At 74.1% G+C, this 26845-nt stretch carries 22 protein-coding genes and 1 tRNA gene; 5 read left to right on the top strand and 18 right to left on the bottom strand.

What is annotated here, in order from left to right; all coding sequences use genetic code 11:
• Positions 1-27: 27 nt before the first annotated feature.
• The 15 genes from RQM47_RS03245 to RQM47_RS03180 form a co-directional block, all read right to left on the bottom strand.
• Positions 28-1527, bottom strand: coding sequence for a TolC family protein (locus RQM47_RS03245; protein ID WP_314007341.1), 1500 nt, complete (start codon positions 1525-1527; stop codon positions 28-30).
• Positions 1528-1623: 96 nt separating this feature from the next.
• A tRNA-Ser gene (locus RQM47_RS03240) sits at positions 1624-1712 on the bottom strand.
• Entirely contained in the window at positions 1695-1841 is a 147-nt protein-coding gene (locus RQM47_RS17405; protein ID WP_409945955.1) for an HNH endonuclease, read from the bottom strand. Before RQM47_RS17405 ends, RQM47_RS03240 begins: the two co-directional genes overlap by 18 nt.
• Before the next feature lie 144 nt (positions 1842-1985).
• The gene (locus tag RQM47_RS03235) at positions 1986-4025 is read right to left on the bottom strand and encodes a TonB-dependent receptor domain-containing protein (RefSeq protein WP_311661061.1); all 2040 of its coding nucleotides are present in this window, start codon (positions 4023-4025) and stop codon (positions 1986-1988) included.
• A 140-nt stretch (positions 4026-4165) separates the two neighbouring features.
• Positions 4166-5089: an alpha/beta fold hydrolase gene (locus tag RQM47_RS03230; protein ID WP_311661060.1), complete on the bottom strand. Its 924-nt coding sequence runs from the start codon at positions 5087-5089 to the stop codon at positions 4166-4168.
• A 123-nt stretch (positions 5090-5212) separates the two neighbouring features.
• Complete coding sequence (locus RQM47_RS03225) at positions 5213-6721, bottom strand: AMP-binding protein (protein WP_311661059.1); 1509 nt, start codon at positions 6719-6721, stop codon at positions 5213-5215.
• Positions 6722-6744: 23 nt separating this feature from the next.
• A complete protein-coding gene (locus RQM47_RS03220; RefSeq protein WP_311661057.1) occupies positions 6745-8259 on the bottom strand; it encodes a sodium:solute symporter family transporter in 1515 nt (504 codons plus the stop codon).
• 69 nt (positions 8260-8328) lie between these two features.
• Complete coding sequence (locus tag RQM47_RS03215) at positions 8329-9366, bottom strand: ketoacyl-ACP synthase III (protein WP_311661056.1); 1038 nt, start codon at positions 9364-9366, stop codon at positions 8329-8331.
• A gap of 239 nt (positions 9367-9605) precedes the next feature.
• Positions 9606-10337: a glucose 1-dehydrogenase gene (locus RQM47_RS03210; protein WP_314007339.1), complete on the bottom strand. Its 732-nt coding sequence runs from the start codon at positions 10335-10337 to the stop codon at positions 9606-9608.
• Positions 10338-10483: 146 nt separating this feature from the next.
• Positions 10484-12928, bottom strand: coding sequence for a TonB-dependent receptor (locus RQM47_RS03205; RefSeq protein ID WP_314007336.1), 2445 nt, complete (start codon positions 12926-12928; stop codon positions 10484-10486).
• A 52-nt stretch (positions 12929-12980) separates the two neighbouring features.
• A complete protein-coding gene (locus RQM47_RS03200) occupies positions 12981-13469 on the bottom strand; it encodes a transcriptional regulator (RefSeq protein WP_314007334.1) in 489 nt (162 codons plus the stop codon).
• A gap of 180 nt (positions 13470-13649) precedes the next feature.
• Positions 13650-14192 carry an ankyrin repeat domain-containing protein gene (locus RQM47_RS03195; protein WP_314007331.1) on the bottom strand — a complete coding sequence of 181 codons (543 nt, stop codon included), beginning with the start codon at positions 14190-14192 and terminating at the stop codon, positions 13650-13652.
• A 255-nt stretch (positions 14193-14447) separates the two neighbouring features.
• Positions 14448-16004 (bottom strand): catalase, encoded by a 1557-nt coding sequence (locus RQM47_RS03190; protein WP_314007329.1) that lies wholly within the window; start codon positions 16002-16004, stop codon positions 14448-14450.
• Between the two features lie 144 nt (positions 16005-16148).
• Positions 16149-16508: a DUF86 domain-containing protein gene (locus RQM47_RS03185; RefSeq protein WP_314007327.1), complete on the bottom strand. Its 360-nt coding sequence runs from the start codon at positions 16506-16508 to the stop codon at positions 16149-16151.
• A complete protein-coding gene (locus RQM47_RS03180; protein ID WP_311661046.1) occupies positions 16505-16807 on the bottom strand; it encodes a nucleotidyltransferase family protein in 303 nt (100 codons plus the stop codon). The genes RQM47_RS03185 and RQM47_RS03180 overlap by 4 nt, the downstream gene beginning before the upstream one ends.
• 274 nt (positions 16808-17081) lie before the next feature.
• Here RQM47_RS03180 and RQM47_RS03175 point away from each other — a divergent pair, with 274 nt between their 5' ends.
• Together RQM47_RS03175 and RQM47_RS03170 are read left to right on the top strand one after the other, a co-directional pair.
• On the top strand, positions 17082-17618 hold the full coding sequence (locus RQM47_RS03175; RefSeq protein ID WP_314007325.1) for a DUF1440 domain-containing protein: 537 nt from the start codon (positions 17082-17084) through the stop codon (positions 17616-17618).
• Positions 17619-17805: 187 nt separating this feature from the next.
• Positions 17806-18618 carry an SDR family oxidoreductase gene (locus tag RQM47_RS03170; protein ID WP_314007323.1) on the top strand — a complete coding sequence of 271 codons (813 nt, stop codon included), beginning with the start codon at positions 17806-17808 and terminating at the stop codon, positions 18616-18618.
• Positions 18619-18639: 21 nt separating this feature from the next.
• Here RQM47_RS03170 and RQM47_RS03165 read toward each other — a convergent pair whose 3' ends face one another.
• Positions 18640-19629, bottom strand: coding sequence for a hypothetical protein (locus RQM47_RS03165; protein ID WP_311661039.1), 990 nt, complete (start codon positions 19627-19629; stop codon positions 18640-18642).
• Between the two features lie 260 nt (positions 19630-19889).
• Between RQM47_RS03165 and epsC the strand changes: the two genes are divergently transcribed.
• Complete coding sequence (gene epsC / locus RQM47_RS03160) at positions 19890-20729, top strand: serine O-acetyltransferase EpsC (protein ID WP_314007320.1); 840 nt, start codon at positions 19890-19892, stop codon at positions 20727-20729.
• A gap of 83 nt (positions 20730-20812) precedes the next feature.
• Positions 20813-21757 (top strand): cysteine synthase A, encoded by a 945-nt coding sequence (cysK, locus tag RQM47_RS03155; protein WP_311661037.1) that lies wholly within the window; start codon positions 20813-20815, stop codon positions 21755-21757.
• A gap of 157 nt (positions 21758-21914) precedes the next feature.
• Here the strand turns inward: cysK and RQM47_RS03150 are convergent, their stop codons facing one another.
• Positions 21915-22550 carry a CIA30 family protein gene (locus tag RQM47_RS03150; protein ID WP_311661035.1) on the bottom strand — a complete coding sequence of 212 codons (636 nt, stop codon included), beginning with the start codon at positions 22548-22550 and terminating at the stop codon, positions 21915-21917.
• Positions 22551-22642: 92 nt separating this feature from the next.
• Positions 22643-24211 (bottom strand): 4-coumarate--CoA ligase family protein, encoded by a 1569-nt coding sequence (locus tag RQM47_RS03145; RefSeq protein ID WP_311661034.1) that lies wholly within the window; start codon positions 24209-24211, stop codon positions 22643-22645.
• A gap of 186 nt (positions 24212-24397) precedes the next feature.
• Here RQM47_RS03145 and RQM47_RS03140 point away from each other — a divergent pair, with 186 nt between their 5' ends.
• On the top strand, positions 24398-26845 hold the full coding sequence (locus tag RQM47_RS03140) for a CehA/McbA family metallohydrolase (protein ID WP_314007315.1): 2448 nt from the start codon (positions 24398-24400) through the stop codon (positions 26843-26845).

Below are 26845 nucleotides of genomic sequence, written 5' to 3'. Positions count from 1 at the left end.
TCTCGTATTCCCACCCCGCCCCGCCCGCTACTCGCCGGTGATCTGGTCGGCGAGGCCGGCCACGTCGACGTCGCCGACGGCGAGGCGGACGAGGGCGACGCGGAAGACGAGCGTGTAGGCGGCCTGGGCGCGGGCGCCTTCGGCCTCGGCGAGCCGGGCCTGCGCCTCGGCCACGTCGTAGAGCGTGCCGGCCCCGAACAGGTAGCGGTCGCGCTCGACGCGGAGGGCGGCGGCGGCGGCTTCGGCCTGGACCCGCGCCGCGGCGAGCCGCGCCTGCGCCGTCTCGGCCTGGACGACCGACTGGAGCACGTCGGCGGCGACGGCCCGGTCCAGCGTTTCGAGCGCGATCCGGGCGTCCTCGACGGCGACCTGGGCCTCCGTCACGCCGCGCCGCGTCTGGAAGCGGTCGAAGATGGGGACCGTGAGCGAGAGCTCGAGCGACCCGCTCCGGTTGTCGGCGAACTGGTCGAAAAACGGCGTCTGCTCCAGGGCCGGCGAGCCGGTCGGGACCGTAAACGGGGCGCCCCCGACGAACACCTCGGTCCCGTCCGCGAGCGTGACGGGGACGGTCGGCTGGATGGCGTCGGGGTCGGTGAGCTGGCGCTGGAGGCTGGAGTACCCGGTCCCGACCTGGCCCGTGAGCGCGAGGCTCGGCCGCCCGGACGCCCGCGCGACGCCGACGGCGGCCTCGGCGGCCTGGATGCGGAGGAGCTGCGCGCGGCGGTCGGACCGCCCCTCGCGGGCGGCGGCGACGAGCGCCGGGGCGGGGCGGGGCGCGTAGGCCAGTGCGCCGGTCACGGCGAGCGCCTCGGCGTCGGGGCCGACAAAGCGGTAGGCGCCGGCCGGGTCCAGCCCGATCGCCTGGACCAGCGTCACGCGGTCGAGCGCGACCGCTCCGCGCGCCTCGACGAGCGCCGTCTGGCGCTCGGCGACGACAGACTGCTGGGCGATGAGATCGCCACGCGGGCGGGCGCCGGCCTCGACGAGCTCGGCCACGCGCGCGAGCTGACCCTCGGCGGCCGCGAGCTGCTCGGCCTGGATCTCGACGATCTCGCGGTCGAGCAGGAGCTGCAAGAACCCCTGGGCCACGTCGAGCGCCACCTCCTGCCGCGTCCGTTCGAGGCCGGCTGCCGTGGCGTCGCGCTCGAGCTCGACCTGGCGAATGGTCGCGCCGATCCGGCCGCCGTCGTAGATCGGGAGTTGCCCGAACACGCTGAACCCGGCCTGCTCGACGGTCTGCGACGCGACCTGCCCCGTCGTCTGGTCGAACGCGAGCCCGTAGCTCTGCTGCGGCGTCACTCTGGCCTGGAGCGTGGGCAGCCGCCCCGCCCGCGCCGCGCGCACGGCCGACCCCAGCGAGCGGTCGGCGAGCTCGGACCGCCGGACCTCGGGGCTCTGCTCGACGGCCAGGCGGATGGCCTCGGCCAGCGTGAGCGGCGTGCCGACGGTGTCGGGGGCCAGGAACTGGGCGGCCGCGGGCGGGGCGGCGAGCGCCGTGAGGACGGCGAGCAGGAGCAGACGGCGCATCGGCGGCGGGCAGACCCGGTGGGGGAGACGGCGCCCTCAACGGGCGGAGCGACCCCAGGTTGCGGCCGCGCCCGATGGGCGGGGCGGCCGCCTCGGCGGAGGGTGAGGGAATCGAACCCTCAAGGGCGCTTCCGCGCCTCGACGGTTTTCAAGACCGCTGCCGTCACCTATCGGCTTGACCCTCCATAGCGTCCGTACCCGTCGTGCTGTTCCGTGTGGCAGTTTGGGCACAGGAGCATAAGGTTCTTGATTGCGTCCGTGCCTGGGCGCGGCCGAAAGCTACGGCCGCCCCGCCCCGCCCCGCCCGCTCGCAGCGGCAGGCGAGGTGCAAAGAGCGCGGGCGGGGTGGAAGAGAGCAGGCGTAGAGGAGGGGAGGACTCTCCGTCGCCAGCGCCTCGACGGCCCCGGCCCTCCGCGCCCTCGTCTTCTCTTCCCTCTCCTCCTCCACCGCCCCGCCCTCAGTCCAGCGCCACCGACACGCCGGCCTGGACGTGCCGCCCCGCCCCCGGCTCCACGTAGCGGCCGCCGAAGGCGTTGACCACGACCGACCCCGCGTACCGCACGCCGCCCACGTTGCGGACGGCGACGAACGGGCTGACCGTTGCGCCGCGCCCCACGCGGAGGCCGGCGAGCGCCGCCCGGAGGTGGACGACGAGGTAGCCGTCGACGGCCTGCTCGTTCTGGCTGTCGGCGACGTAGCCGCTCGCGGCCTCCCCGCTCGCGCCGAGCACAACGGGCGGGGCGGTCCAGGTGAGCGTGCCTGTTGCGAGGTGATCGGGCACGCCCGGCACGGCGTTGCCGTCGACGGCGAGGCCGCCCGCGCTCTCGGTAAAGCGGGCGCGCGTCCAGGCGTACGACGCGGCGCCGTCGAGGCGGCCGGGGCCGAGCGGGAGCCCGAGCGGCTGCACGCCGACCTCGACGCCGACGTGCCGCGTGCGGCCCTCGTTGCGGTAAAACGTGACGTCGTCTTCCTCGAACGGGACGAGCAGGTCGCGGACGGCCGCCGCGAAGACGGCCGCGTCGAGCCCGACCGCCCCGCCCCCGACCGGCACCGTGGCGCGGGCGCCGGCCTCGGCGCCCCACGTCCGCTCCGGGCGGAGGTCGGGGTTGAAGCCGGCGAGGCCGCCCGGCCGGTTGCCCAACTCCGTCGTCGTCGGTGCGTCGAGGGCGCCGGCCACGTTCGCGTAGGCGGTCCCCGCGACGCCGCCCGCCCGCCACGGCGCCGCGAGGCCGACGGACGGGCTGACGGCCCCGAGCGTGCGCGTCTCGGCCCCGCCGTCCGCCCCGCCCTCCACGTCGGCGCGGTAGCCGAGGAGGTCGGCGCGGAGCGCGGCGGTCGCCGTGAGCGGCCCGAGCGGGGCGGAGAGCCGGCCGAACACGGCGCCCGAGCGGACGGTCTCGACCTGGTCGGTGAGCACGTCCGGGCCGGGATCGCCGTCCGCGTTCGACGTTTCGAGGCGGTCGTCGCGCTGGAGCTCGCCCTCCAGCCCCAGCCCCCACGCGAGCGCCGCCCCGCCCTCGGCCGTCACGCGGAGGCCGGCGGTCGTCCGGTCGAGCTGGATGTAGCGGGGGACGATCGGGTTGTCGAGCGTCCGCACGCCGCCCGTCGCCGTGGCCCGCAGGCGGACGGACCCCAGCGGCTGGGCGTAGGAGACGGCGGCGTGGCCCTGCACGAGCTCCTTGCTCGCGTCCCGCTCGACCGTGATCGGCCGCGTCTGGCGCGGGTCCTCGCGGAACGCCTCGGCCGTGATCCCGCCCGGCGACTCGGCCCGCGGCACGACGGCCAGGAGCCCTACCACCGACACCTCGCGGCCCGCGCCCAGGTCCGCCCCGCCCGAGACGCCGGCGCGCGCCTGGCGGACGGCGCCGTGGTCGCGGTAGCCGCTCTCGCCGAGGTACGACCCCCACGCCGCCAGCCGCCGCCCGGCGCCGAGGGCGGGGCGGACGGCGACGCTCGCGGACGCCAGTCCGTACGACCCGCCCAACGCCCGCGCCCGGAGCCGCGGCGCGCCCGGCCCGGCCTCGGTCGAGAGCGCGACAACGCCGCCCGCCCCGCTCCCCCAGAACGTCGACGCCGGCCCGCGGACGACCTCGGCGCGGTGGATGAGGGCGGGGTCGACCACGTTCAACTGCGTCTGCCCATCGGCCAGCGTGAGCGGGACGCCGTCGAGGAGCACGTGCGTGCCGCGCACGCCGAACGCCGCCCGCCACCCCAGCCCGCGGACGAGCAGCCGCTCGCCCTGCGCGTAGCTCTCGCGGTCCGACACCCAGACGCCGGGGAGCCCGGCGAGCACGGCGCCGAGCCCGACGGCCGGGTCCGTCGCCACCTCCGCCGGCGTCCGCGTGCGGACCGTGAGGGCGAGCGGCGCCCGCGCCGGGGCGAGCGCGAACGGGGCCGCCTCGACGAGCACGCTGCCGAGCGTGTCGGCCGGCGCCTCCTGCGCGCGGGCGGGGTGGGCGAGGGCGGCGGCGAGGGCGAGCAGAATGGCGAGGCGCACGGCAGCGGGGAGCGTGGGCGGGGCGGAACGCGGGACGTTCCTCAGACGCGCCCGCCCCGCCCGCACTCCGCGGATTCCCCGCAGGCTCAGGCCGATCCCCCCGCCCTCGACGGGGCGTTCCGCACCGTACCCCGTACCCGCTAATCCGCCGGCTCGGCCAGGAACCCGACGAGGAGCGCGTTCACCGTGTCCGGCCGCTCCAGCATCACGAGGTGCCCCGCCCCGCTCACGAGGTGGACCTCAGCGTTCGGGATCGCGCGGGCGGCCTCGGCCACGGCCGCCGTCGAGAGGGCGGGGTGGAGGTAGCGGTTCGGGATGAGCGCGTCGTCGGCGCCGAAGACCACGAGCGTCGGCGCGGCCACCCCGCCCAGGCGCGCGTGCACCGGGCCGTCGAGCATGCCGGCCACGCTCGCGGCGTTCGCGGCGGCGTAGTCGGGGACGTCGTCGCGGGCCGTGACGGCGGCGCGCTGCTCCAGAATCCACCCGTCGCGGTCGGCGTCGTAGGCCGAGTAGTTGGCGCGGACATTCGCCTCGGCCTGCGCGGGCGGGGTGGCCGCGATGGCCGCCGGCGTCATGAGCCCCTTCAGCATCGCCGCCTCGGCGTCCGTGAACGTCTCGATGCCGGCCGGCGACAACAGCGCCAGCCGCCGCACGCGGGCGGGGCGGTCGAGCGCGAGCGTGAGCGCGATCTGCCCGCCCATCGACACGCCGACGAGGTCGGCCTGGTCGACACCACGCGCGTCCATCACACCCGCGACGGCGTCGGCAAAGTCGGCCATCGTCCCCGACACGTCGGCCTTGTCGGAGAGGCCGTAGCCGGGCAGGTCGAGCGCGACCACGCGGCGGCCGGCGGCTTCGAGCGCCGGGATCGTCGCGCGCCAGAACGAGAGGTTCGAGCCTAACCCATGGACCAGCACGACGGGCTCGCCCGCCCCGCCCGTGTCGTACACGGCCAGCGCGCGGCCGCCGACCTCGACGGCCTCGACCGGGCCGGGGTAGTGTGGGAGGGTCGTGTCGGCGGGCGCAGCGAGGGGCACGGCGAGGGCGAGGAGGAGGGCGATCATGGGCGGGGAGGTGTCGCTCGTCCTTTGTCACTGGTCATTTGGTGCCAACGAACAGTTCGCGCTCGGGCGGGGCGGCGAGCAGGACAAGGAGGGTTCAATGACAAGTGACCAATGACAAACAGCTCAAACAAGAGCAGCCAGCTCCGTCTTCTGCACCTTCCCGCTGTGGCCGACGGGCAGGGCGTCCAGGAAACGGACCTCGCGGGGCACCTTGTACCGGGCGAGGTGCGCGCGGCAGTGGTCGAGGAGGGCGGCCGCGTCGGGCGGGGCGGCGGCGGGGACCACGAACGCGCACCCGGCCTCGCCCCACCGCGCGTCGGGCACGCCGACGACGGCGGCCTCGGCGACGGCCGGGTGCTCGCGGAGCGCGGCCTCGACCTCGGCCGGGTACACGTTCTCGCCGCCCGAGATGTACATCTCCTTGAGCCGCCCGACGACGTACGTGTAGCCCTCGGCGTCCTGGCGCACGAGGTCGCCCGAGCGGAACCAGCCGTCGTCGAAGAACGCGGCGGCCGTGGCTTCGGGGTTCCGCCAGTAGCCCGGCGTCACGACCGGCCCGCGGAACACGAGCTCGCCCGTCTCGCCGGCCGCCACGTCCCGCCCCGCCCCGTCGACCACGCGAACGTCGAGGAACAGGTTGGGGAAGCCGATCGAGCCCATCTTGCGGACGGCGTCGGCCTCGGGGAGCGAGAAGCAGTTCGGCCCGACCTCGGTCATCCCGAACCCCTGCCGGACGGGGATGCCCTTCGCCTGCCACACGCGCGTGAGCGGGGCGGGCATGGGCTCGCCGCCGACAATCGCGTAGCGCACGCTCGCCAGATTCGCGCCCTCGAACGCCGGGCTCTCAGCCAGCATCGCCAGCATCGTCGGGACGCCCCACAGGATCGTCAGCCGCCGCTCGTCGCAGAGCCGGAGGAGCCGGTCGGGGTCGAAGCGGTCCAGCAGGACGGTCGTCCCGCCGTAGAGGAGGAACGGGGTGAGGAGCACGTTCCAGCCGCCCGTGTGGTAGAGCGGGGCGGCGTTGAACGAGACGTCGGCGTCGGTCAGGCTCAGGCGGATGCCGGTGTTGACGGCGTTCCAGACGAGCATCCGGTGCGTGTAGAGCGCGCCCTTGGGCCGCCCGGTCGTCCCGCTCGTGTAGAGGAGGAGGACGGCGTCGTCGAGCGCCGCCCCGCCCGCGACGGCCGCCCCGCCCGTGTCTCCCGCCCCGCCCGTGTCTCCCGCCCCGCCCTCGGCGAGCGCGCGGACGTCGGCGAGCGGGGCGACCGGCACGCCGTCTAGAACGAGCGGCCGGCACTCTTCAGACACGAACACGACGGCCGGGTCGCTGTCGCCGACGAGGTGCGCGACTTCGGGGGCAGTCAGCCGGTAGTTCAGCGGCACCAGCACGAAGCCGGCCTTCTGGCACGCCGCAAATAAAAGAACGTGCTCCAGGCTGTTCTCGGCGAGCACGGCCACGCGCCCGCCCCGCCCGACGCCGAACCGCTCGGCGAGCGAGCGCGCAAGGCTGGCCCCGAGGCGGTCGAGGTCGCCGTACGTCAGCGTCTCGCCGGTCGGGTCCCACACGACGGCCGGGCGGGCGGGGCGGTAGAGGGCCTGGCGCTCCAGCCAGTCGGTCCGCGTCGGGTCCATGGGCGTGGGGGCGGGGCGGCCGGTCACGAGAGCGGGGCGGCGGCCTCGGCGGCGCGGCCGAGCGCGGCGGGCTCGGTGTCCGGCGGGCGCCGGGCGACGAGGAGCGAGAGCCCGGCCACGGCCGCGCTCGTGGCGAGCGCGAACGTCGCGGGCACGGCCGGGTTGTTCCAGTACGGCCCGACCTCGCCGTAGTACATCCCGAAGTGGACGAGGAGCGCCGCGACGGCCGCCGCCGCCACCCCGCCCGTCGTCACGCGGGGGACGAACACGCCGAACAGGATGGGCACGAAGGTCGCGGCGAACAGGCCGTAGACCCCGTTCTGCGCCAGGATCGCGACCGACAGGTTGGGGTCGACGATCTGGCCCCACGAGAGGACCGCGACGACGGGCACGAGCGCGACGAGGAACGCCTTCGAGAACCGGATGGCCCGGCCGTCGGCCTCCTCCTCGGACACGCCGCGCCGCCGCGCGAACGGCTTGTAGACGTCGTTGGCGAAGATCGTCGAGAGCGCCACGAGCAGCCCTTCGAGCGTCGAGAACCCGGCGGCCACGAGCCCGACCGTCACGACCGACCGCGTCACGGCGCCGAACCGCTCGACGAGGTACGTCGGCACGACCTGGTCCGGCGGGAGGAGGTCGCCGCCCAGCGTCGCGCGGGCGTAGAGGCCGACGGCGAGGACCGAGAAAAAGAGGACGAGCGCCGCGAAGCCGACGCCCAGGTACACATTCACGTCGCGCTCGTCGCGGAGGTAGAGCGCCTTCGACATCACGTGCGGCTGCACGATCACGGCCACGCCGACGGCGAAGTTGGCGACGAACACCTCGAACACGCTCCGGAACAACAGGCTCTCCGGGTTGACGGGCGCCGCGAGCACGGGGTCGATGGCCGCCAGCCGCGCCAGCAGCCCCGGCTCCCCGACGACGAGCCCGATCCCGGACCCGATCAGGATCACCGCCACGACGATCATGATCACGGCCTGGACCGAGTTCGTCAGCGTGTGCGCGCTCGCCCCGCCCCACATCACGTAGACGAGCGGGATCCCCAGCGTCATGGCCATCGCAACGGGGCGGCTCACGCCGAGCACGTTCGAGAGCACGAGCGTGAGCCCGACCACGATGAGCACCAAGAACGTGATCTGGAGGAGCGAGAGGCCGGCGAAAAAGAACCGGAGCGCGCGGCTCCCGTAGCGGTCCGCGATCCAGTGCGGGACGGTCAGCGCCGCCGTCTTGTCGCCCACGCGGCGGAACGCCTTGGTCAGCACCGCCAGCCCCAGAAAGATCCCGAGCGGGGTGGCGACGGCGTAGCCCAACAGCCCCGAGAGCCCGTAGAGGTACATGAGCCCCGGGTTGATGACGAAGGTCGCCGCGCTCGTGAGGTTGGCGGCCAGCGCGAGCCCGACCCACACCGGGCTCGTCCGCCGGTCGCCGACGGAGAACGACGCGAACCCCTGCACGCGGCGGATGCCCACGGCCGCCGCCCCGCCCACGAGCGCGAGGTAGCCGAGGAAGAAGGCCCAGGAGACGGCGGTGTCGGTCATGGCGGGCGGGGTGGCAGGTCGGCGCCGGGGCCGGCGCGGGAAGAGGGCGGGGCGGGGTTGGTCTCGGGCCTACACGCGTTCCTGCGTACGTGCCGGCGGTTCCCCCGCGCCCCAGCGGAGCGCGAGCCCGGCGATCGCTGCCCCGCCCCCGGACGCGATCAGGACGACGAGGTCGCCGTCGCGGAAGCGGCCCTCGCGGTCGGCGTCCGCGAGCGCCATCGGGACGCACGCGCTGCCGGTGTAGCCGTAGCGGTCCATCACGAGGACAGCCTTATCCATCGGCTGCTCCAGGAGCGCCATCGTCTCGCGGATGCTCTCGACGTTGATCTGGGTAAAGACCCAGTGGTCCACGTCCGCGACGTCCACGCCGACGCGCTCGGTCAGGCGGCGGGCGACGGCGCTCCACGACTCGCGATTGAACTCGCGGGGGAACTTCTCTCGGAACTGGAGCAGGTGCTCCTGCGCCGCCACGCGCTCAGCCGTCGCGGGCGCGGCCGCCCCGCCCACGTAGATCCCCATGTGCTCGGCGAACTCGCCGCGCGTCTCGAGCTCGCTCGCGAGCACGCCGCCCCGCCCTTCGGTCGGCCCCAGGACCACGGCGCCGGCGCCGTCGGCGAAGAGAGTCGCTGTGTTCTTGTGCCGGTAGTCGATAAACCGGCTCATGAGGTAAGCCCCGGCCACGAGCACGCGCCGGTACTGCGGCCGCTCCGGGTCGTCGGCGACCACGTACTTGTTCGCCACGTCGAGCGCCGTCACGAACCCGGCGCACGCCGTGTTGAGGTCGAACGAGCCGGCGCCCGTCGCGCCCAGCTTGTGCTGCACGACGGCCGCCGTCGAGGGCGAGAGGTAGTCCGGCGTGTCGGTCGAGACCACGATAAGGTCGAGGTCCTCGGCGTGCGTGCCCGACGCCGCGAGCGCCTCGCGTGCGGCCCCGACCACCAAGTCGCTCGTCGTCTCGCCCTCGGCGGCGTAGCGCCGCTCGCGGATGTTGCGGCGCTCGACGAGAAAGCTCGAGACGTCCTCGCCGTACATCTCGTCGAAGTGGCTGTTGGGGACGACGCGCTCGGGCGCGTAGAGTCCGGTCCCGAGGATCTGGGCGCGGCGCATGGGGGGGGACGGGGTACGAGGTACGGGGTACGAGGTACGGGGTACAGAGGGGGGGGGGCGCGGGCGGGGCGGCTGGTAGGTCGTAGCGCCGTCGCATGCAACGGCGGGGGCGGGGCGGTGGGGCCGGCGACGGCACGCGGGCGGGGTGGGCAGCCAACCGACGGGCGGGGCGGAGTGGGAGGCCGGGCGGGGCGGCCGTACCGCGTACCCTGTACCCCGTACCTCACCCCCCGTACCCCCTACAAAACCAGCCCACCGTCCACGTTGAGCACGGCGCCCGTGATAAAGCGGGCGTCGTCGGAGGCGAGGAAGGCGTAGGCCGCCGCGACGTCCTCGGGCTCGCCGAGCCGCCCGAGCGGAGTCTTGTCGCGGAGCGGCCCGAGCACCTTCTCCGGCACCGTCTTGACCATCTCCGTCGCCACGAAGCCTGGGGCGACCGCGTTCACGCGGATCCCCTTACGGCCCAGTTCGCGCGCCCACGTCTTCGTCATCCCGATCACGCCGGCCTTCGTCGCCACGTAGTTGGTCTGGCCGAAGTTGCCGGTGTGGGCCACGACGCTCGCCGCGTTGAGGACCGCCCCGCCCCCGCGCGCGTCGAGGTGGGGGAGGGCCGCCTGCGTGCACAGGTAGACGCCCTTCAGGTTCACCGACACGACGGCGTCGAACTGATCGCCCGTCATCTTCCCCAGCGTCGCGTCGCGCGTGATGCCGGCGTTGTTGACGAGCACGTCGAGCCCGCCGAACGCGTCGACGGCCGCCTGCACCGCCCCGCCCGCGCCCTCGGCGTCGGCCACGTCCGTTTTGACGAACACGGCCGCCCCGCCCAGGCGGTCGGCCAGCTCCTGGCCCGCATCCTCGGCGAGGTCGGCGATCACGACGCGGGCGCCGTCTTGGACGAACCGCTCGCACGTGGCGCGGCCGATGCCCTGCGCGCCGCCGGTGACGACGGCGACTTTTCCTTCGAGTGTCATAGATGAGAGCGGAGTAGGGACACGGCTTGCCGTGTCCGTGATGAGCCGGCGGGGTGGTGCCGCCGGGGGCGGGGTGGTGCCGTCGAGGGCGGGGTGGTGCCGCCGAGGGCGGGGTGGGAAAGCGATCAGCCGCCCCGCCCGATTCCTTACCGGCCGAACGCCGGGAGCGTCGTCTTGAGCGAGGCGGTCACGAACGTGGGCGTCGGCGGCGAGCCGACGAACTCGCGCTGCTCGACCCCGAACAGGTTCGTCACCGCGGCCCCGACCTGGAGCGTCGGCGTGAACTGGTAGCCCGCGCTCACGTCGGCCGTCACGAAGCCGCCGAGCGGGCCGTAGTTGTAGTTGAACGGGACCGCCCCGCCCGGCGTCGTCAGGACCACGCGCTCGCCCTCCTGCTCGTCCGAGGCGAAGTGGCGGCCGGAGACGAACGAGTACTCCGAGACGCCGCGGACGGTGAGCGCGGCCGAGAGCCCAGCCATTCCGAAGTCGCGGGCCGTGAACGAGAGCGAACCCTTGTGGCCCGGCGTGTTCAGCGAGATCTCGTTGGGCGAGACCACGCCGTCGTTGTTGAGGTCGAACGACTCCTCGTCAATGTCCGAGTCGAAAAACGAGTACGTGCCCCCGATCGTGATCCGGTCGTTGAGGAAGTACGTGAGCCCGAGGTCCGCCCCGTAGGACGCGACCTCGCCGAAGTTGCGGTACGTCAGCACGACCTCCTGCCGCTGGAACGCGTCGTCGCCCGTGCCCGTCGCCGTGGCGAACCCGATCCCCGAGAGCGGCGAGACGAAGTTGTCCTCGGTTGAGTAGTAGGCGTTCACGTCCACGAACAGGCGGCCGGAGGGGAGCCCCTTGTACCCGACCTCGACCGTGCGGACGACCTCGGGCACGAGCGGGTCCACCGTCTCCGCCTGCCCCTGCGCGTTCAGCACGGTGTAGCCCTGCGCGTTCCCCCGCGCCACAATGGGGACGCCCGTCGCCGTCGCCCCGAGCGGGATGAACAGCTCCTGCTGGAGCACGCTCGGCGCGAGGAACGCCTGCCCGTACGTCACGCGGAGCGACCCGAGCTGCCCGCCGAGCCCGTAGACCAGCCCGAGCTTGGGCGAAAACTGGCTCCCGTAGTTTTCCTGGTAGTCGTACCGCCCCGCCCCGACCGCCCGGAGCGTGCCGACGAGCTGGCGCTCGAGCTGGAGCGCGACGCCGTAGCGGGTAAAGACCAGGCCCGTACCCGTCGTGTCGCTGAGGTAGGTCCCCGAGCTCACGGCCTCCTCGCGCTCGTAGTCCGCCCCGGCGACGATGCCGAACCCGTAGAGCGTGTCGTTGAACTGGGCCTCGGCGTTGAACCGCGAGGACTGGTCCTTGAACCGGGCCGCCTCGCGAGCCTCGTCCGCGTCGACGCCGGCGAGGATCAGCGGCGCCCGGTTCTGGAGCGCGAACGTCTGGCCCGAGTTGCTCCACGTCTGGTACGCCTGCGCGAAAAAGCGCGGGGTCGTCGCCCGGAGCTGGAGGACCTGGACGCTCCAGTCGTCGATCTGGTTGCGGCCCAGGTTCGTGACGCCGAGGTAGTCGTTCCGGCTGGCCGAGTACGAGAGGACGACGTCGGCGTCGGCCACCGGGCTGAAGAACAGGTCCGCCCCGCCCCGCGCGTGGCTCACGTCGAGGCTGGGGTCCTCGTTGACGGCCACGGTCCCGGCCGGCGTCGCGACGTAGACCGAGTCGTCGAAGGCGAAGTCGGTGCCGCCCGTGTACTCGCCCGTCACCTTGAGCGCGAACCGCTTGTCGGCGAACGCCTGCGCGTAGCGGCCGCGGACCGAGTAGACGCTGGCGTCCGCCCCGCCCGCCCCGCCCTCGGCGGTCAGCGTGAGGCCCGGCGTGTTGCGCGGGTCCTTCGTGATCACGTTGATGATGCCGTTATGCGCGTTCGGCCCGTAGAGCGCCGACGACGGCCCGAGGATGACCTCGACGCGGTCCACGTCCTCCTTCGTCACCGTGTTCATGTTCCCGAGCGGGAGCCCGTTGCCCGGGATGATCGAGCGCCGGCCGTCGGTGAGCAGGAGCATCTTCGAGTTGAACGCGCTGTTGAACCCGCGCGCGTTGATGCCGACGCCGCTGATCCCGGTCCGCACGAAGTCGACGCCCTTGAGCCGGGCCAGGGCCTGCTCGTACGAGAACCCGGGGAAGGCCTCGAGCTCGGCCGCCGAGATCACCTGGACCGTCGCTGGCGAGTCGGTCAGCTTCTCGGCCCGCCGGCTGGCGCCCGTCACGATCACCTCGCTCACGGCCGAGGCCGCCTCCTCCAGCACGAAGTCCGCGGCCACGACCTCGCCGGGGGCGGGGAGGACCTCGCGGCGCACGCCCTCGTAGCCCACGTAGGACGCCGTGAGCACGTAGGCGCCGGGCGGGGCGGAAAAGCCGTAGCGGCCCTCGATGTCGGTGGACGCGCCGTAGACGGTCCCTTCCAGGACGACGGTCGCGCCGATGAGCGGCTCGCCGCTGCCGGTCTGCGTCACGCGGCCCTCGAAGCGGGCGTCTTGGGCGGCGGCGGCGCCCGTGAGGAGGGCGCCGAGGAGGAGGCTCGCGAGCAAACGGGACATGAGGGTGGGGGTGTCGCCCGCCCCGCCCTCGAAGCGCTTCCAGGCGCCGACGCTAGCCGCGCCCGTTCAGCCGGGCGGCGTCGGCCTCCCACCGCTCGGCGAAGTCCTCGTAGACGGACTCCATGAGCGTGTAGAAGGCCCGCATCTGGTCCAGGTTGCGGACCGCCTCGGCGTGCGCGTCGTCCCCGTCCATCTCGTTCAAGAACTGCTCGGCCGTCCGCCGGTTTTTCCGGACGATGGCCATGTTGTGCTTGAAGTTGTTCAGGAAGAGGTCGGGGTGGGCCGCGTAGTAGTCGCGCCGCGCGTTCTCGCCGTCCACTTTGCGGACGAGGCCGGTGGCCGAGAGGTCGCGGACGGCCGTCGAGATCGGACCCTTGCTCCGGCCGAGGAGCCCGGCCATGTCGTCGAGCGAGAGCGGGTCGGGCTGGACCAGGAGGAGCCCCACGAGGAGGCCCTTCAGCCGCTGGGACCCGTACTGCTCGTAGATCGACCCGAACTCGTGGACGAGGTCGCGCTGGGAGGGGGTGAGGGGGGCAGGCATGGAAGGAACGGGGAAACGTTTGCTTCACGTTTGAAACGTTGCGAACGTTCGAGACGAGGATAGGGATTGCCGAAGGACTTGTCAAGGCTCTGCAAAGATCAGTGCCGCCGCTGCCTGGCCCGTGGGGCGGGGCGGCTCCCCGCCCGCTGCCACATCTGCCCGCGGGCGGGGCGAGCCGAGCTACGCCGCCCCGCCCGCCGCCTCCAGCATCGCCACCACGTCCGCGCGGCCGTGGGCGCGCGCGAGGTCGAGCGCCGACCGCCCGGCCCCGTCGACCGCGGCCGGGTCGGCGCCGTGTGCCAGGAGGAGCGCCACCATCTCGGGCGGCCCGAACGTGACGGCCATCTGGAGCGGCGTCGCGCCGGAGCCGTTGCGCGCCTCGACGTCCGCCCCGCCCGCGATCAGCCGCTCCGCGAGCGACGCGTAGCCCTTGAAGCACAGGCCGGCGAGCGGCGTGTTGCCGGCCGGGTCGGGCGCGTCGACGTCGGCGCCGCGGTCGAGGAGGAGGTCGACGGCCTCGCGCTGGTCGTTGTAGGCGGCGACCATGAGGAGCGTGTGGCCGCGCTCATTCGTCAGGTCGGGGTCGAGACCCGCGTCGAGGAAAACAGAGAGCACTTCGGCGTCGCCGCGCCGGGCGATCTCGTGGAAGTCGACGTTCTGGAGGTCGACGGGCGCCGCCCCGCCCTCGGTGCCGGGGCGGGGTGGGGTCGTGTCGTCGGGCATCGGCGTGTGGGGGTGAGGCGCGTCGTACGCGGGACCGCCCCGCCCCGCTCCCGCGCGGGCGGGGTGGTTTCGGTGTCGTCTCGGCACGTCGGCGGTCGGTAGGGACACCATGCGTGGTGTCCCTACGGGCGGGGCGGTTAGGCGGGGCGGGCCGACCGCCCCGCCCGACCACAAAAACGCCCCGGCGGCCGAAGCCACCGGGGCGCGCAGATCAAGCGACCACCCCGCCCGTGAGGGCGGGCGGGGCGGGGCGGGTTAGCCGCGCTTGGCCTTGCCCTCGGGCACCATGTCCTTGACAGACATCGCGGCCTCGACGCCGGCCTGCCCGTCGCCGCTCGACTGGCGAACCTTGGAGACGGCCTCGCGGACGCGCCGGCCGTAGTCCTCGTCCACCTGGTCGAAGTGGGCGACCTGGCGGTCGACGATCTCCTGGCGGTCGACGCCGCCGAGGGCGCCGGCCAGGTTCGTCACCAGCCGCTCCTTCTCGTCCTCCGACATCAGGTTGTAGAGGTCGGCGGCCTGGCTAAAGTCGTCGTGGTCCTCGCGGCTGTTGTACCGCTCGACGGTCACGTCGCCCAGGTGCCACGCCGGCTCGGCGTAGGACGGGTCCGGCCGGGGCGCGCCCTCGACCGAGTTCGGGTAGTAGTTCGGGTGGCCGGTCCCCTCGTCGAGGATCCCGCCGAACTGGCCGTCGCGCATGTAGTTGCGGACGGGCGTCTTCGGTCGGTTCACCTTGAGGGCGCGGTAGTTGACGCCGATCCGGTAGAGGTGGGCGTCCTGGTACGACATGAGCCGGCCCTGGAGCATCTTGTCCGGGCTCGGCCCGATGCCGGGCACCAGCGACGACGGGTTGTACGCCGCCTGCTCGACCTCGTGGAAGTAGTTCTCCGGGTTCCGGTTGAGCTCCATCTTCCCGACCTCGACGAGCGGGAAGTCGGCGTGCGGCCACACCTTGGTGAGGTCGAACGGGTTGTAGTCGACCTCCTCGGCCTGCTCCTGCGTCATCAGCTGGACGTAGCAGGTCCACGTCGGGAAGTCGCCCTGGTCGATGGCCTCCCACAGGTCGCGCTGGTGGCTCTCGCGGTCCTGACCGATGAGCTCCGTCGCCTCCTCGTTGGTGAGGTTCTCGATGCCCTGATCCGTCTTGAAGTGGAACTTGACCCAGGTGCGGACGCCGTCCTTGTTGACGAGCGAGTAGGTGTGGCTCCCGTACCCGTTCATGTTGCGGTACGTCTTGGGGATGCCGCGGTCGCCGAAGAGCCACGTGACCTGGTGGAGCGACTCGGGGCAGAGGCTCCAAAAATCCCACTGCATGTCGGCGTCGCGCAGGTTCGTGTGCGGGTGCCGCTTTTGCGAGTGGATGAACATCTGGAATTTGTACGGGTCGCGCACAAAGAAGATGGGCGTGTTGTTGCCCACCAAATCCCAGTTACCCTCGTCGGTGTAGAACTTGAGCGAGAACCCGCGCGGGTCGCGCTCGGCGTCGGCCGCGCCACGCTCGCCGGCGACGGTCGAGAACCGGGCCGCCATCTCGGTCTGCTTGCCGACTTCCGAGAACATCGAGGCCCGCGTGTACTCGGTGATGTCGCCGGTGACGGTGAACGTGCCGAAGGCGCCGGAGCCCTTGGCGTGGACGGCGCGCTCGGGCACGCGCTCGCGGTTGAACCGCTGGATCTGCTCCTGGAGGGCCACGTCCTGCATGAGGACCGGCCCGCGCGGGCCGGCCGTCAGCGCGTTTTCCTGGTCGGCGATGGGGGCGCCGTCCGCGGTCGTGAGGAGGGGGCCTTGCTTTTTGGTGGGCTCGGTAGCCATGGCGGGTCGGGGGAATGCTGGAGTCGTTGCAAGATCGGACTCGGCGGGCGGGGTGGGAGATCCGGCGCGCGCGGGAATTCTGCCGCGCCTCGCGCCCAGGTGGGGCGGGGCGGCGACCGCCCCGCCCGACTTATCCAGCGGGGCTTACCCAGCGGGGCGATCTCGGGAGAGGTCGTCGAGGAGACGGCGGAGGGCCGCGCGCTCGATGGGGAACCGCTCGTAGATGGTGACCCAGGCAAAGCTCATCTCGGTCCCCCAGTAGGCGTGCGCGAGCCGGTCACGCATCCCCGCCATCTCCCGCCACATCACCTCCGGGCAGCGGGCGCGGACGTCGTCGGGGACGTGTTTGGCCGCCTCGCCGATGACCTCGAACGCTCTGATGACGGCGTAGGACACGAGGTCACTGGCCTGGAGGTCGCTGGGACTCATCTCCCCGACGAACCGCTCGATCCGGTCCATCTCAGCGAGGATGTCCTCGACGTAGGTCCTCGTGCTCCGCGTCATACACGCACGAGGTCCCGCTCGACCGCCGACTCGAAGCGGACGTCGCGGACGGGTCGCGTCGCGAGGTCGACCTTCAGGCCCATCGCCTCCTCCATGTCCAGCCCGAGGCCGACGAACGCGTAGAGGCTCGGCGTCCGGTCGAACTCGACGAGCACGTCGAGGTCGCTCTCGGCCGTCTGCTCGCCGCGGGCGTACGACCCGAAGATGGCGAGCGCGCGGACGCCGTAGCGCTCGCGGAGCTCGGGGAGGAGCGCGGCGAGCCGGGCGCGGACGGCGTCGGTGGTGGGCGGGGCGGGCATGGGAGGAGTGTACGCCACCCCGCCCCGCGCACGGCAGCGGCCGCGGGGCAAGCACGTGCTGCGGACGGGTCCCGACTCGACCCGCAGACCCCCTCCGTCTGGGCGCCCACCGCCCCGCCCGGCGCGCCCGCGTGGGCGGGGTGCGGGGTGGACGCCGGAAAGGGCGGGTGGGGCGTGCCCCTGAGGGGGCGCCCGATGTCGGGGCGGGGCGGCCGTCGAGCCGGACCCGCCCCGCCCTGCTCTCGTCTCACGGGCTCCCTTCTCCCACCCCGCCATGTCCATTTTCTCCCCCCGCCGTTCGCTGTGGAAAGGCGCCGTCGCCGGCCTTGCCGGCGGCCTCGTCGGCACGTTCGTCAAGAGCCAGGTCGAGCCGCCCCTGCAGGACCTCGGCGAGCGCTGGTTCCCGCCGTCCCCGAGCCAGGAGGAGCTGCCCGGAGCCGACGTCAAAGGGCACCCGGAGCGGATGCCGCCGGCGAAGCTGGCCCAGGCCGTAACCGACGTGGCCGGCGTGACGCTGGACCGAGACCAGAAGCTGACGGCCAACGAGGGCATCCACTGGACGTTCGGGACGTCGGCGGGCGTGGCCTACGGCGTGCTCGCCGAGGTCACCGGCGCCGAGGCCGGCTACGGCGTCCCGGCCTCGCTCGCGCTCTTCGCAGCCACGCACGGTTCGTCGCTGCCGGCCTTCGGCCTCCAGGCGAGCCCGGCGAAGATGCCGGCGGCGTGGTGGGTCTGGGAGGGCGGCTCGCACCTGGTCTACGGCCTCGCGGTCGAGCTCGTCCGCCGCGGCGTGCGGAAGGCGCTGGGGTAGGGGGCGACGAGCCCGCCCGTCGCCCCGCCCGTCGACTGCGGGACCGCCCCGCCCGCGCTCTGGGGCGGGGTGCCGCCCGCGCCGCCGTGAGCGCGAGCGCCGGTCAGCCCTCCGGGTGTCGCCTGCGCCTCGGGGGCGGGGTGGCCTATCCTAGCCGCCCCGCCCTCCGAGTCCGCCCCGCCCGCCCATGTCCACCGCCCCGCTCGGCACCGGCTCCGTCGTTCTCATCACCGGCGCCTCGTCGGGGATCGGGGAGCAGCTGGCGCTCCAGCTGGCCTCGCGCGGCGCCCGGCTGGCCCTCGCCGCGCGCGGGACGGACGACCTGGAGCGCGTGGCCGAGGCGTGCCGCGGGCGGGGCGGCGAAGCACTCGCAGTGCCGACCGACGTGGGCGTCGAGGCCGAGTGCCGGGCGTTCGTCGACGCCGCCGTCAAGCGCTGGGGCCGCGTCGACGCGCTCGTCAACAACGCGGGCGTGTCGATGTGGGCGCGGTTCGACGAGATCGAGGACCTGGGCCTGTTCGAGCGGATCATGCGCGTGAACTACCTCGGGAGCGTGTGGTGCACGCACGCCGCGCTCGGCCACCTCGAAGCGTCGCGCGGGCGGCTCGTGGCCGTCTCCAGCCTCACCGGGCTCACGGGCGTTCCCACGCGGACGGCCTACGCGGCGTCGAAGCACGCCATGCGGGGCTTTTTCGACTCGCTCCGCATCGAGCTTCGCGGCACGGGCGTGAGCGTGACGGTCGCCTACCCCGGCTTCGTCGACACCTGGGTCCGCCGCCGCGCGACCGGGCCGGACGGGCAGCCGCTGGGCCAGAGCCCGGTCCAGGAGGACCGCGTGATGAGCCCCGAGACGTGCGCGCGCCTCATCCTGGAGGCCGCCGACGGCCGCAAGCGCCAGGTCGTGATGACGGCGCGCGGCCGGGCGGGGCGGTGGCTCTCGCTCGTGGCGCCGGGGCTCGTGGACCGCCTCGCGGCGCGGGCCATCGAGCAGGGACGGTAGCCGCCCCGCCCGCGGCGGCCGTCAGAACGGGCAGAACGTGCCGGGCGGGAGGTCCGGCGGGCAGGGCATGGGGAAGAAGCCGCCGTCATAGGGCGGGGTGGGCGGGTTTTGAAGCTCGTACGCCTCTGCTTCCGCCCACCCGTCCTTGGAGCCGTCCGCGAGGAGCTTGTCGAGGCCGCCCAGCGCCGCCGCGAGCCAGTCCGTCCGCACGTCCCACTGCACCGCCCCGCCCCGCGTGGTGCGGCGGCCGCCTTGCCAGACGCTCCCGAGCGTCCCGCGCGGCGTGACGGCGCTGGCCTGCACCATCTGCAGAAAATGGATCGCCTCGTGCCGGATGGTGTCGTCGTCGGGCTCTTCCTGGACCAGAACGACGCGGCCGACCGCCCGGCCCGACGCATACTGCACGCCGATCTCTTCCGGGTTGAGGGCGGGGTGGACGTACATGAGCACCCCGCCCCGCACGACGGGCCGGCCGCCCGAGAGCGGGACGGCCACGAGCGCGACCGCCGCCAGCGGGTCCACCTCGACGCCCACGGCCGGGCCGGGCCGCGTGGCGAGCGGCGTCCGCAGCCTCACGTCGAGCGGGCCGAACCCGACGCGGACGTGCCCCAGCGGGCCGCCGCCCGTCGCCGCGTTCTCGGCCCGCGACGCCGACGCGAAGGCGAGGCCCAACCCCAGCGCGCCCCGCCCGCGCCCAACCTGGTCCTTGGCCGCGTAGAACCCGGCGCCCGCGACGGCGCCCCATGCCGCCGCCTCGGCCGCGTCGCCGACGGACCGGACGCGGCCCTCGACCACGCCGCGCGCGACCGTGAACAGCGACGTGAGGCCCACGTTGGCGAGCGCGATCCGCTCGCGCTCCGGGAACGTCGGCTCGTCCACCCCGCCCCGGCCGGGGCGCGGCTGCGCGGTCGCGGGCGCCGCGGCGAGAACGATCAGGAGGGCCGCGAGCGTCCGCATCCCGGAGGCTACCGCCCCGCCCACACCAAGGGAAGGGCGGGGCGGGGCGGTCACGTCGTTTGGCCCCCCTACGGCGCCCCAGACGGAGTTGCGTTCGGGGCGCGGAGGTACAGCGCCTCACTCGCGCCGTGCCAGAACGCGAGCGCGCGGTCGGGGTCCGCCCCCTCTGGCCGATGCGGACGCGCGGGGCGGGCTCCATGCCTGGCGTACGCGGGGGGGCGTCGGGGACGCCCGGGCGTGGAAGCGCTTCGGGGCGGGGCGGCAGAACCTTTTGATGCAACAGGGATTCTGGACCGCCCCGCCCCGCTCCTCCCATGCCGACGGACGTACGCACCCGCCTCGACGCCTTCCTCGACGCGGCCGAGGCCGCCCGCGCCGCCTACGGGCCGCGCGCGCCGTCGATGGCCGGGGCCGAGGCCGTCGTCGGCGCCGCGCTCGCGCTCCTGTTCCCGGCCTTCTGCGGCGGGGCCGGGGGCGGGGCGGTCCGCGCCGAGGCCGAGCGGTTCGAGCGGCTCGTCCGCGCCCTGCTCGCGCCCGTCGTGCCCGACCGGGCGGGGCGGCTCGCCGAGGCCACGCTCGGCGCCCTCCCCGCCCTCCACGCCGTGCTCCTCGACGACGCCGAGGCGACGTGGGCCGGCGACCCCGCCGCCGCGAGCGTCGATGAGGTCGTGCTGGCGTACCCCGGCTTCTACGCGACGGCCGCCTACCGGCTCGCCCACACGCTCTACCGCGAACGCGTCCCGCTCGTGCCGCGCCTGCTCACCGAAGTCGCCCACCGCGAGACGGGTGTGGACGTCCACCCCGGCGCGCGGATCGGGCGGCGGTTCACCATCGACCACGGGACCGGCGTCGTCGTCGGCGAGACGGCCGTTGTCGGCGACGACGTCCGCGTGTTCCAGGGCGTCACGCTCGGCGCGCTCAGCGTGGACAAGGGGCTCGCGCGCGTCAAGCGGCACCCGACGATCGAGGACGGCGTCGTCCTCTACGCGAACGCGACCGTTCTCGGCGGCGACACCGTCGTCGGGGCCGGCAGCGTCGTCGGCGGCAACGTGTGGCTGACGCGGTCGGTCCCGCCGGGGTCGGTCGTCACGCACGTGGCCCAACTCAAGACGCGCGACGGCCACACCGAGCCGCTCATCGAGTACCACATCTAGGGGGCACGGGGCACGAGGTCCTTGACACCGACGGCCGCCCCGCCCCACGTACCCTGTACCTCGTACTCCGTACCCTCCTCCCCATGCCCTACGACTCCATTCTCCAGGCCATCGGCCGCACGCCGCACGTCAAGATCAACCGGCTGTTCGGGCCGGACGCCAACGTCTGGATCAAGCTGGAGCGCCAGAACCCCGGCGGCTCCATCAAGGACCGCATCGCTCTCTCGATGGTCGAGGCCGCCGAGGCGTCCGGCGCGCTCGCGCCGGGCAGCACGATCGTCGAGCCCACGTCCGGCAACACGGGCGTCGGGCTGGCGATGGTGGGCGCGGCCAAGGGCTACCGCGTGGTCCTCGTCATGCCCGAGACGATGTCGGTCGAGCGCCGGAAGCTGATGGCCGCCTACGGCGCCGAGTTCGTGCTCACGCCCGGCCCGGGCGGCATGAAAGGCGCCATCGACCGCGCCGGCGAGATCGTCGCCGAGACCGACGGGGCGTGGATGCCGCAGCAGTTCGAGAACCCGGCCAACCCCGAGGTCCACGAGCGGACGAGCGCGCAGGAGGTGCTCGACGACTTCCCCGACGGCCTCGACGCGCTCGTCACCGGCGTCGGCACGGGCGGCCACATCACGGGCCTCGCCCGCGTGCTCAAGCCGAAGATGTCTGGCCTGAAGGTGTTCGCCGTCGAGCCCGACGCCTCGCCAGTGATCTCGGGCGGCGAGCCCGGCCCGCACCCGATCCAGGGGGTCGGCGCCGGGTTCATCCCGGGCAACCTGGACACGGACTTGATCGACGGCACCGTCCGCGTGACGGGCGAGGAGGCCACGGCGTACGCGCGGCGGGCGGCCCGCGAGGAGGGCCTGCTCGTCGGCATCTCGTCGGGCGCCTCGCTGGCCGCCGTCGCCAAGACGCTCCCCGACCTCGCGCCGGGCGCCCGCGTCCTCACGTACGGCTACGACACGGGCGAGCGGTACCTCTCGGTCGAGGGCCTCTTCGAGCTCCCCGAGCCCCGCGAGCACGCGCTGCCGTAGCGGGAGGGATGCGGGACGGAGGGATGGGAGAGGGATGGGGGAGAGCCACCCCGCCCTCGCCTCTCAGCAGAGCCGGCCGCCCCGCCCGCCGACAGGGGCGGGGCGTTCGAGCACGCCGGGCGGGGCGGCGCGTTTTCTGCTCATCCATCTCGTCCCTCTATCTCTCCCCGTACGCCCCGATCCAGTCGACCTCCAGGCGGAACGGGCCGTCCTGTCCGTCGATGATGTAGAGCCCGAACGCCTGGACCGCTGCCGGGTCGAGCGGGGCGGCGTCGACGGGCTCGCCGAACACGCTGGACTCGAACGCGCCCCACGGCACGCGGACCGTCCGCCATTTGTCTGTCGTCTCGAACGGGGCACGGCGCGAGACCTGGCGGCCGCGGCCGTCGCGCGTGCCGTCGTCGACCTCGACCTCGAACGTCCGCCCACCGCCGCGGACGCGGAGCGCGAGGCCGGCGGCGTCGGAGAGGTCTACGGTCTTGTCCTTGAGGACCGACGTGAACCCGCCGCCTTCGGTCACGACGTCGCCCGTGAACACGAGCGCGCCGCCTTCGATGGAGACGGAGCCCCGTGAGTCGCCGCCCATCACGCCGTCGTTCTGGACCGTCCAGGGATCGGCGTCGGCGTCGAAGGAGAAGAGGGGGCGCGTCGAGTCGGGCATGGCGGGCGGGGCGGTGTCGGCCGCCGCCCCGCCCTCGGTGGGCGCGGGGGGAGCGGGCGGGGTGGCGTCGGGCGGGGCAGCGCACGCGGCGAATGCCACCAAGCCGGCGAGGAGGCGAGCCGTGGAGGACACGTGGACGGGCACCGCCCCGCCCCAGCGGCGGGCGGAGGCGCCCACCCCGCCCCGCCCGGAGCGCGGGGGCGGGGCGGCACGCGTCGCGCTCCTCACGCCCGGTCCTGCTCGACGAGCACGCGGCGGAGGATCTTGCCCGACGACGACTTCGGGATCTCGTCCACGAAGGCGACCTCGCGGACCTTCTTGTACGGCGCCACGCGCTCGGCCACGTAGGCCATTACGTCGTCGGCGCTCAGGTCGTGGTCGGGCTTGAGGACGACGTAGGCTTTGGGGATCTCGCCGGCCTCCTCGTCCAGCACCGGGATCACGGCGGCGTCCCCGATCGCGTCGTGGCCCAGGAGGAGCGCCTCGAGCTCGGCCGGCGGCACCTGGTAGCCCTTGTACTTGATGAGCTCCTTGACGCGGTCGACGATAAAGAAGTCGCCGTCCTCGTCGACGACCGCCACGTCGCCCGTGTGGAGCCAGCCGTCGGCGTCGAGCGTGCGGGCCGTGGCCTCGTCGTTGCCCAGGTAGCCCTTCATCACGTTCGGGCCGCGAACGAGGAGCTCGCCGCGCTCGCCGTCCGGGACCTCCTCGCCCGTGTCCACGTCGGCCAGCTTCGCGTCGACGCCGGGGACGACCGGGCCGACCGAGCCATACTTGGTCCACGGCGTCCGGCTCGCCGGCACGAAGTGCGTGACGGGGCTGGCCTCGGTCATCCCGAACCCCTGCTTGACCTCGCACCCCAGCCGGTCGGCCACGGCCGCCGCGACCTCGGTGCCCAGCGGGGCCGCCCCGCTCACGATGCGCACGAGCGCGCTCAGGTCGTACTGGTCGACGAGCGGGTGCTTGGCGAGGCCGACCAGGATGGGCGGGACGAGGAACGCCTTGGTCACGCGGTGGTCCTGCATGAGCTGGAGGAACTGCTCCAGGTCGAACCGCGGCATCGTTACGACCGTCTGGCCCGCGCGCATGGCGGAGTTGACGAGCAGCGTCATGCCGTAGATGTGGAAAAACGGCAGGATGGCGATCAGCACGTCGTCCGGGGTCCCGTCGTCGACGGCCTCGAACTGGACCACGTTCGCGACCAGGTTCCGGTGCGTGAGCATGACGCCCTTCGGCAGGCCCGTCGTGCCGGACGAGTAGGGGAGCGCGGCGAGCGCCGTCGACGGGTCGAACCCGTGGAGCTCGGGCGGTTTTGTGCTCCCGTCGGTCTCTTGCAAGAGCGACGCGAACGGCGTGGCGCCCTCGCCCTCGCCGAACACGAACACCTCCTCGACGCCGGCCGCGTCGGCGGCCTCGCGCGCCGTCTCCAGGAACGGCGGGACCGTGAGCAGGTAGCGCGCGCCGGAGTCCTCCAGCTGGTGCGCCAGCTCGCTGGCCGACGACAGCGGGTTCATCGTCGTCGCCACCCCGCCCGCGCGGATCGCGCCGTGGAAGGCGATGGGGAACTCGGGGAGGTTCGGGCTGAGGATCCCGAACACGTCGCCGACCCCGAACCCGCGCGCGGCCAGCGCCGCCGCCACGCGCTCGACGCCGCCGGCGAGCTGGGCGTAGGTGAGCACGCGGCCGGTCGGCCCGTCGATGAGGGCCGGCTTGTCGCCGAGCGCGTACGCCTCCTTCAGCACGAACTGCGGGAGCGGGGCGTCGGGGACGAGGATGTCGGGGCCGTGGACCATGAGGCGTGGGGCGGGGCGTGGAGGCCGGGTGAACGCGGGCGGGGCGGCGGCGGTCCGGCTCCGCCCTGTTCTCCGGTAGGACCTCGCCTCGCGCGGGGCGGGGCGGTCCCGCGCGGCCTATGTTGACCGGCCCTCGCCCTTTAGGCCGGCCCTTCGAGGCCGCCCGACCATCCGCCCGCCCCGCCCATGCTGACTGCGCCGCCCGCCCGCGCCCTGCTGCTCCGGGTCCTCCTCCTGGCCGTCGTCGCCGCGCTCGCCGCCCCGCCCGCGCTCGCGCAGTGGACGAACCGCTACCCCCAGGTGCCGGGCTACGGCCACCACGTCTACCTCGAGGGCTACGACCTGCCGACGATGGGCGCCGGCGTGACCGACCCGGCGCCGTCGCCGGACGGCCGCACGCTCGCGCTCGCCTCGCGCGGGTGGCTGTGGCTGCTGGATTTGGAGACCGGCGTCGCCCGGCGCCTCACCTCGGGCGGGGCGGTCGACGCCCGGCCGGCGTGGTCGCCCGACGGCCGGCGCCTCGCGTTCGTCCGCGACACGGGCCGCGAGACGTCCATCGTGGTCCTCGACGTCGAGGGCGGGGCGGAGCGCGTGGTCGCCGCCGAGGCGGGCCTCGAGCTCGACCCGGCGTGGACGCCGGACGGGGCGGCGCTCGTCTACGCGGCGGCGGGCGAGAACGGGGTCGGCCTGCGCCGGATCGACCTGGCCACGGGCGAGCGCGCCGTCGTCACCGACGCGCCCGGCCTCGCCGTCGCGCCGGCGGTCCTCCCCGACGGGCGGGGCGTCGTCTACGTCGCCAAGCGCGGGGCCGAGGAGGTCCGCGTCCGGGACCTGGCGACGGGCGACGAGCGCGTGCTCTACGCCGGGCGCATCCTGTCGCAGACCCGCCCCGCCCTCGCGCCGGACGGCCAGACCGTCGCGCTGAGCGTCCCGACCGACGACGGCTGGGAGCTGGTCCTGGCCGACGTGGACCGCCCCGGCCCGACGCTCCGCCTCGTCGCCGGCGACGCCCCGCCGCTCGCGCCGGCGTGGAGCCCGGACGGCGCGGCGATCTACTACGCCCAGGCCGACGCCGACGAGCGCCTCCGCCTGATGCGCGTGCCCGCCGAGGGCGGGGCGGCCGAGGAGGTGCCCGTGCGTACGTGGGACTGGGGCACGGAGACCGGCACGCTCACGCTCCGCACGACCGTGGGCGGCGCGCCCGCGCCCGCCCGGTTCGCCGTGACCGACGCCGCGGGCCACCCGCTCGTGGCCGACCGTCAGGCGTGGTTCGACGGCCAAAACGGCGTCGTCTACCAGTACTCACCGGGCGAGGTGACGCTGGAGGTGCCGGCCGGCGAGGTCCGCGTGGTGGCGGTGCAGGGGCTCGCCACCCCGCCCGCGACGGCAACGGCGACGGTCGCGCCGGGCGGGGCGGAGACGGTCGCGCTCGCGCTGGAGCCGGTCTGGGACGCGGCCGCCGACGGCTGGCTCTCGGGCGACCACCACTTCCACCTCAACTACGGCGGCCCGTACGCCCTGACGCCGGACGACCTGGCGCCGCTCCTGGCCGGCGAGGCGCTCGACGTGGCGACGCCGCTCGTGGCCAACCTCCACACGCGGTACGAGGACGACCAGTTTTGGGGCGCCGGCTCGACCCGTGCGCTCCCGTACGTCGCGTTCGGGCAGGAAGTCCGGTCGCACTTTTTCGGCCACGTCGCGCTCGTCGGCACCGAGACGCTGTTCGACCCGTGGATCTGGGGGCCGGGCTACGAGGTGTTCGGCGACGACGACCGCGAAAACGCGACGGCGATTGCCCACGCCCGGAGCGAGGGCGGGATGGGCACCTACGTCCACCCCGTCGCGGTCCGCGACCCGTTCGAGCCCGGCGCCGAGGGCGCCGTGCCGGTCGAACTGGTGGCCGACGGCGTGCTGGGCGACCTCGACGCCATCGAGGTCGTGTGCCTGTGGACCGACGACCTGGGCACGGCCGAGGTCTGGTACCGGCTCCTCAACCTGGGCCAGACCGTCGTGCCGACGGCGGGCAGCGACGTGATGAGCAACTTCTACCGGACGATGGCGCCGGGCACCACGCGCGCCTACGTCCGCGCCGGCGCCGACGCGAGCTTCGACGCCTACCTCGACGGCCTCATGTCGGGCCAGAGCGTTGTCACGACCGGCCCGCTCCTCGACGTGGAGGTCGACGGCGCCGCGCCGGGCGGGGTGGTGAGCGGCGGGGAGGTCCGGTGGGCGGCGGACCTCGCCTCGGCCGTCCCGGTCGACCGCGTCGAGGTGGTCGTCAACGGCCGCGTGGTCCAGACGGTGCCGGGGCTGGCGGCGCCCGGCCGCCGCGAGATCCGGGGGACGGTGACGCTGCCCCAGGCGGGGTGGGTCGCCGTCCGCGCCGTGGGCGACGAGCCGCAGGGCTGGCCGTCGATGGCGGCGTACCCGTTCGCGCACACGGCGCCGGTGTGGATCGGCGGCGGCGGCAACCTCGACCCCGCGGCCATGCGCGAGGCCGCGCACGACCTGCTCCGCGTCCTCGACGTGTCGGAAGCGCGGTTCGAGACGGCCTACGCGGGCGAGGACGCGCCGCGCCTCCGCGAGCGGTTCCGCCGCGCGCGGGCGGAGCTGGAGCGCCGGGCGGGGCGGTAG

This window comes from Rubrivirga sp. S365 (assembly GCF_032248475.1).
Lineage (GTDB): Bacteria > Bacteroidota > Rhodothermia > Rhodothermales > Rubricoccaceae > Rubrivirga > Rubrivirga litoralis.
Note: the sequence above shows the minus strand (reverse complement) of the source record. Positions and strands in the feature narration are given on the sequence as shown.

Bases quoted from the DNA above. Each gene is read 5' to 3' on its own strand.
- RQM47_RS03195 (WP_314007331.1), bottom strand. From the start codon at position 14,192: ATGCCCGACGACACGACCCCACCCCGCCCCGGCACCGAGGGCGGGGCG.
- RQM47_RS03200 (WP_314007334.1), bottom strand. From the start codon at position 13,469: ATGCCTGCCCCCCTCACCCCCTCCCAGCGCGACCTCGTCCACGAGTTC.
- RQM47_RS03220 (WP_311661057.1), bottom strand. From the start codon at position 8,259: ATGACCGACACCGCCGTCTCCTGGGCCTTCTTCCTCGGCTACCTCGCG.
- RQM47_RS03205 (WP_314007336.1), bottom strand. From the start codon at position 12,928: ATGTCCCGTTTGCTCGCGAGCCTCCTCCTCGGCGCCCTCCTCACGGGC.
- epsC (WP_314007320.1), top strand. From the start codon at position 19,890: ATGCCGACGGACGTACGCACCCGCCTCGACGCCTTCCTCGACGCGGCC.
- RQM47_RS03140 (WP_314007315.1), top strand. From the start codon at position 24,398: ATGCTGACTGCGCCGCCCGCCCGCGCCCTGCTGCTCCGGGTCCTCCTC.
- RQM47_RS03210 (WP_314007339.1), bottom strand. From the start codon at position 10,337: ATGACACTCGAAGGAAAAGTCGCCGTCGTCACCGGCGGCGCGCAGGGC.
- RQM47_RS03185 (WP_314007327.1), bottom strand. From the start codon at position 16,508: ATGACGCGGAGCACGAGGACCTACGTCGAGGACATCCTCGCTGAGATG.
- RQM47_RS03245 (WP_314007341.1), bottom strand. From the start codon at position 1,527: ATGCGCCGTCTGCTCCTGCTCGCCGTCCTCACGGCGCTCGCCGCCCCG.
- RQM47_RS03180 (WP_311661046.1), bottom strand. From the start codon at position 16,807: ATGCCCGCCCCGCCCACCACCGACGCCGTCCGCGCCCGGCTCGCCGCG.
- cysK (WP_311661037.1), top strand. From the start codon at position 20,813: ATGCCCTACGACTCCATTCTCCAGGCCATCGGCCGCACGCCGCACGTC.
- RQM47_RS03175 (WP_314007325.1), top strand. From the start codon at position 17,082: ATGTCCATTTTCTCCCCCCGCCGTTCGCTGTGGAAAGGCGCCGTCGCC.
- RQM47_RS03230 (WP_311661060.1), bottom strand. From the start codon at position 5,089: ATGATCGCCCTCCTCCTCGCCCTCGCCGTGCCCCTCGCTGCGCCCGCC.
- RQM47_RS03215 (WP_311661056.1), bottom strand. From the start codon at position 9,366: ATGCGCCGCGCCCAGATCCTCGGGACCGGACTCTACGCGCCCGAGCGC.
- RQM47_RS03170 (WP_314007323.1), top strand. From the start codon at position 17,806: ATGTCCACCGCCCCGCTCGGCACCGGCTCCGTCGTTCTCATCACCGGC.
- RQM47_RS03145 (WP_311661034.1), bottom strand. From the start codon at position 24,211: ATGGTCCACGGCCCCGACATCCTCGTCCCCGACGCCCCGCTCCCGCAG.
- RQM47_RS03190 (WP_314007329.1), bottom strand. From the start codon at position 16,004: ATGGCTACCGAGCCCACCAAAAAGCAAGGCCCCCTCCTCACGACCGCG.
- RQM47_RS03225 (WP_311661059.1), bottom strand. From the start codon at position 6,721: ATGGACCCGACGCGGACCGACTGGCTGGAGCGCCAGGCCCTCTACCGC.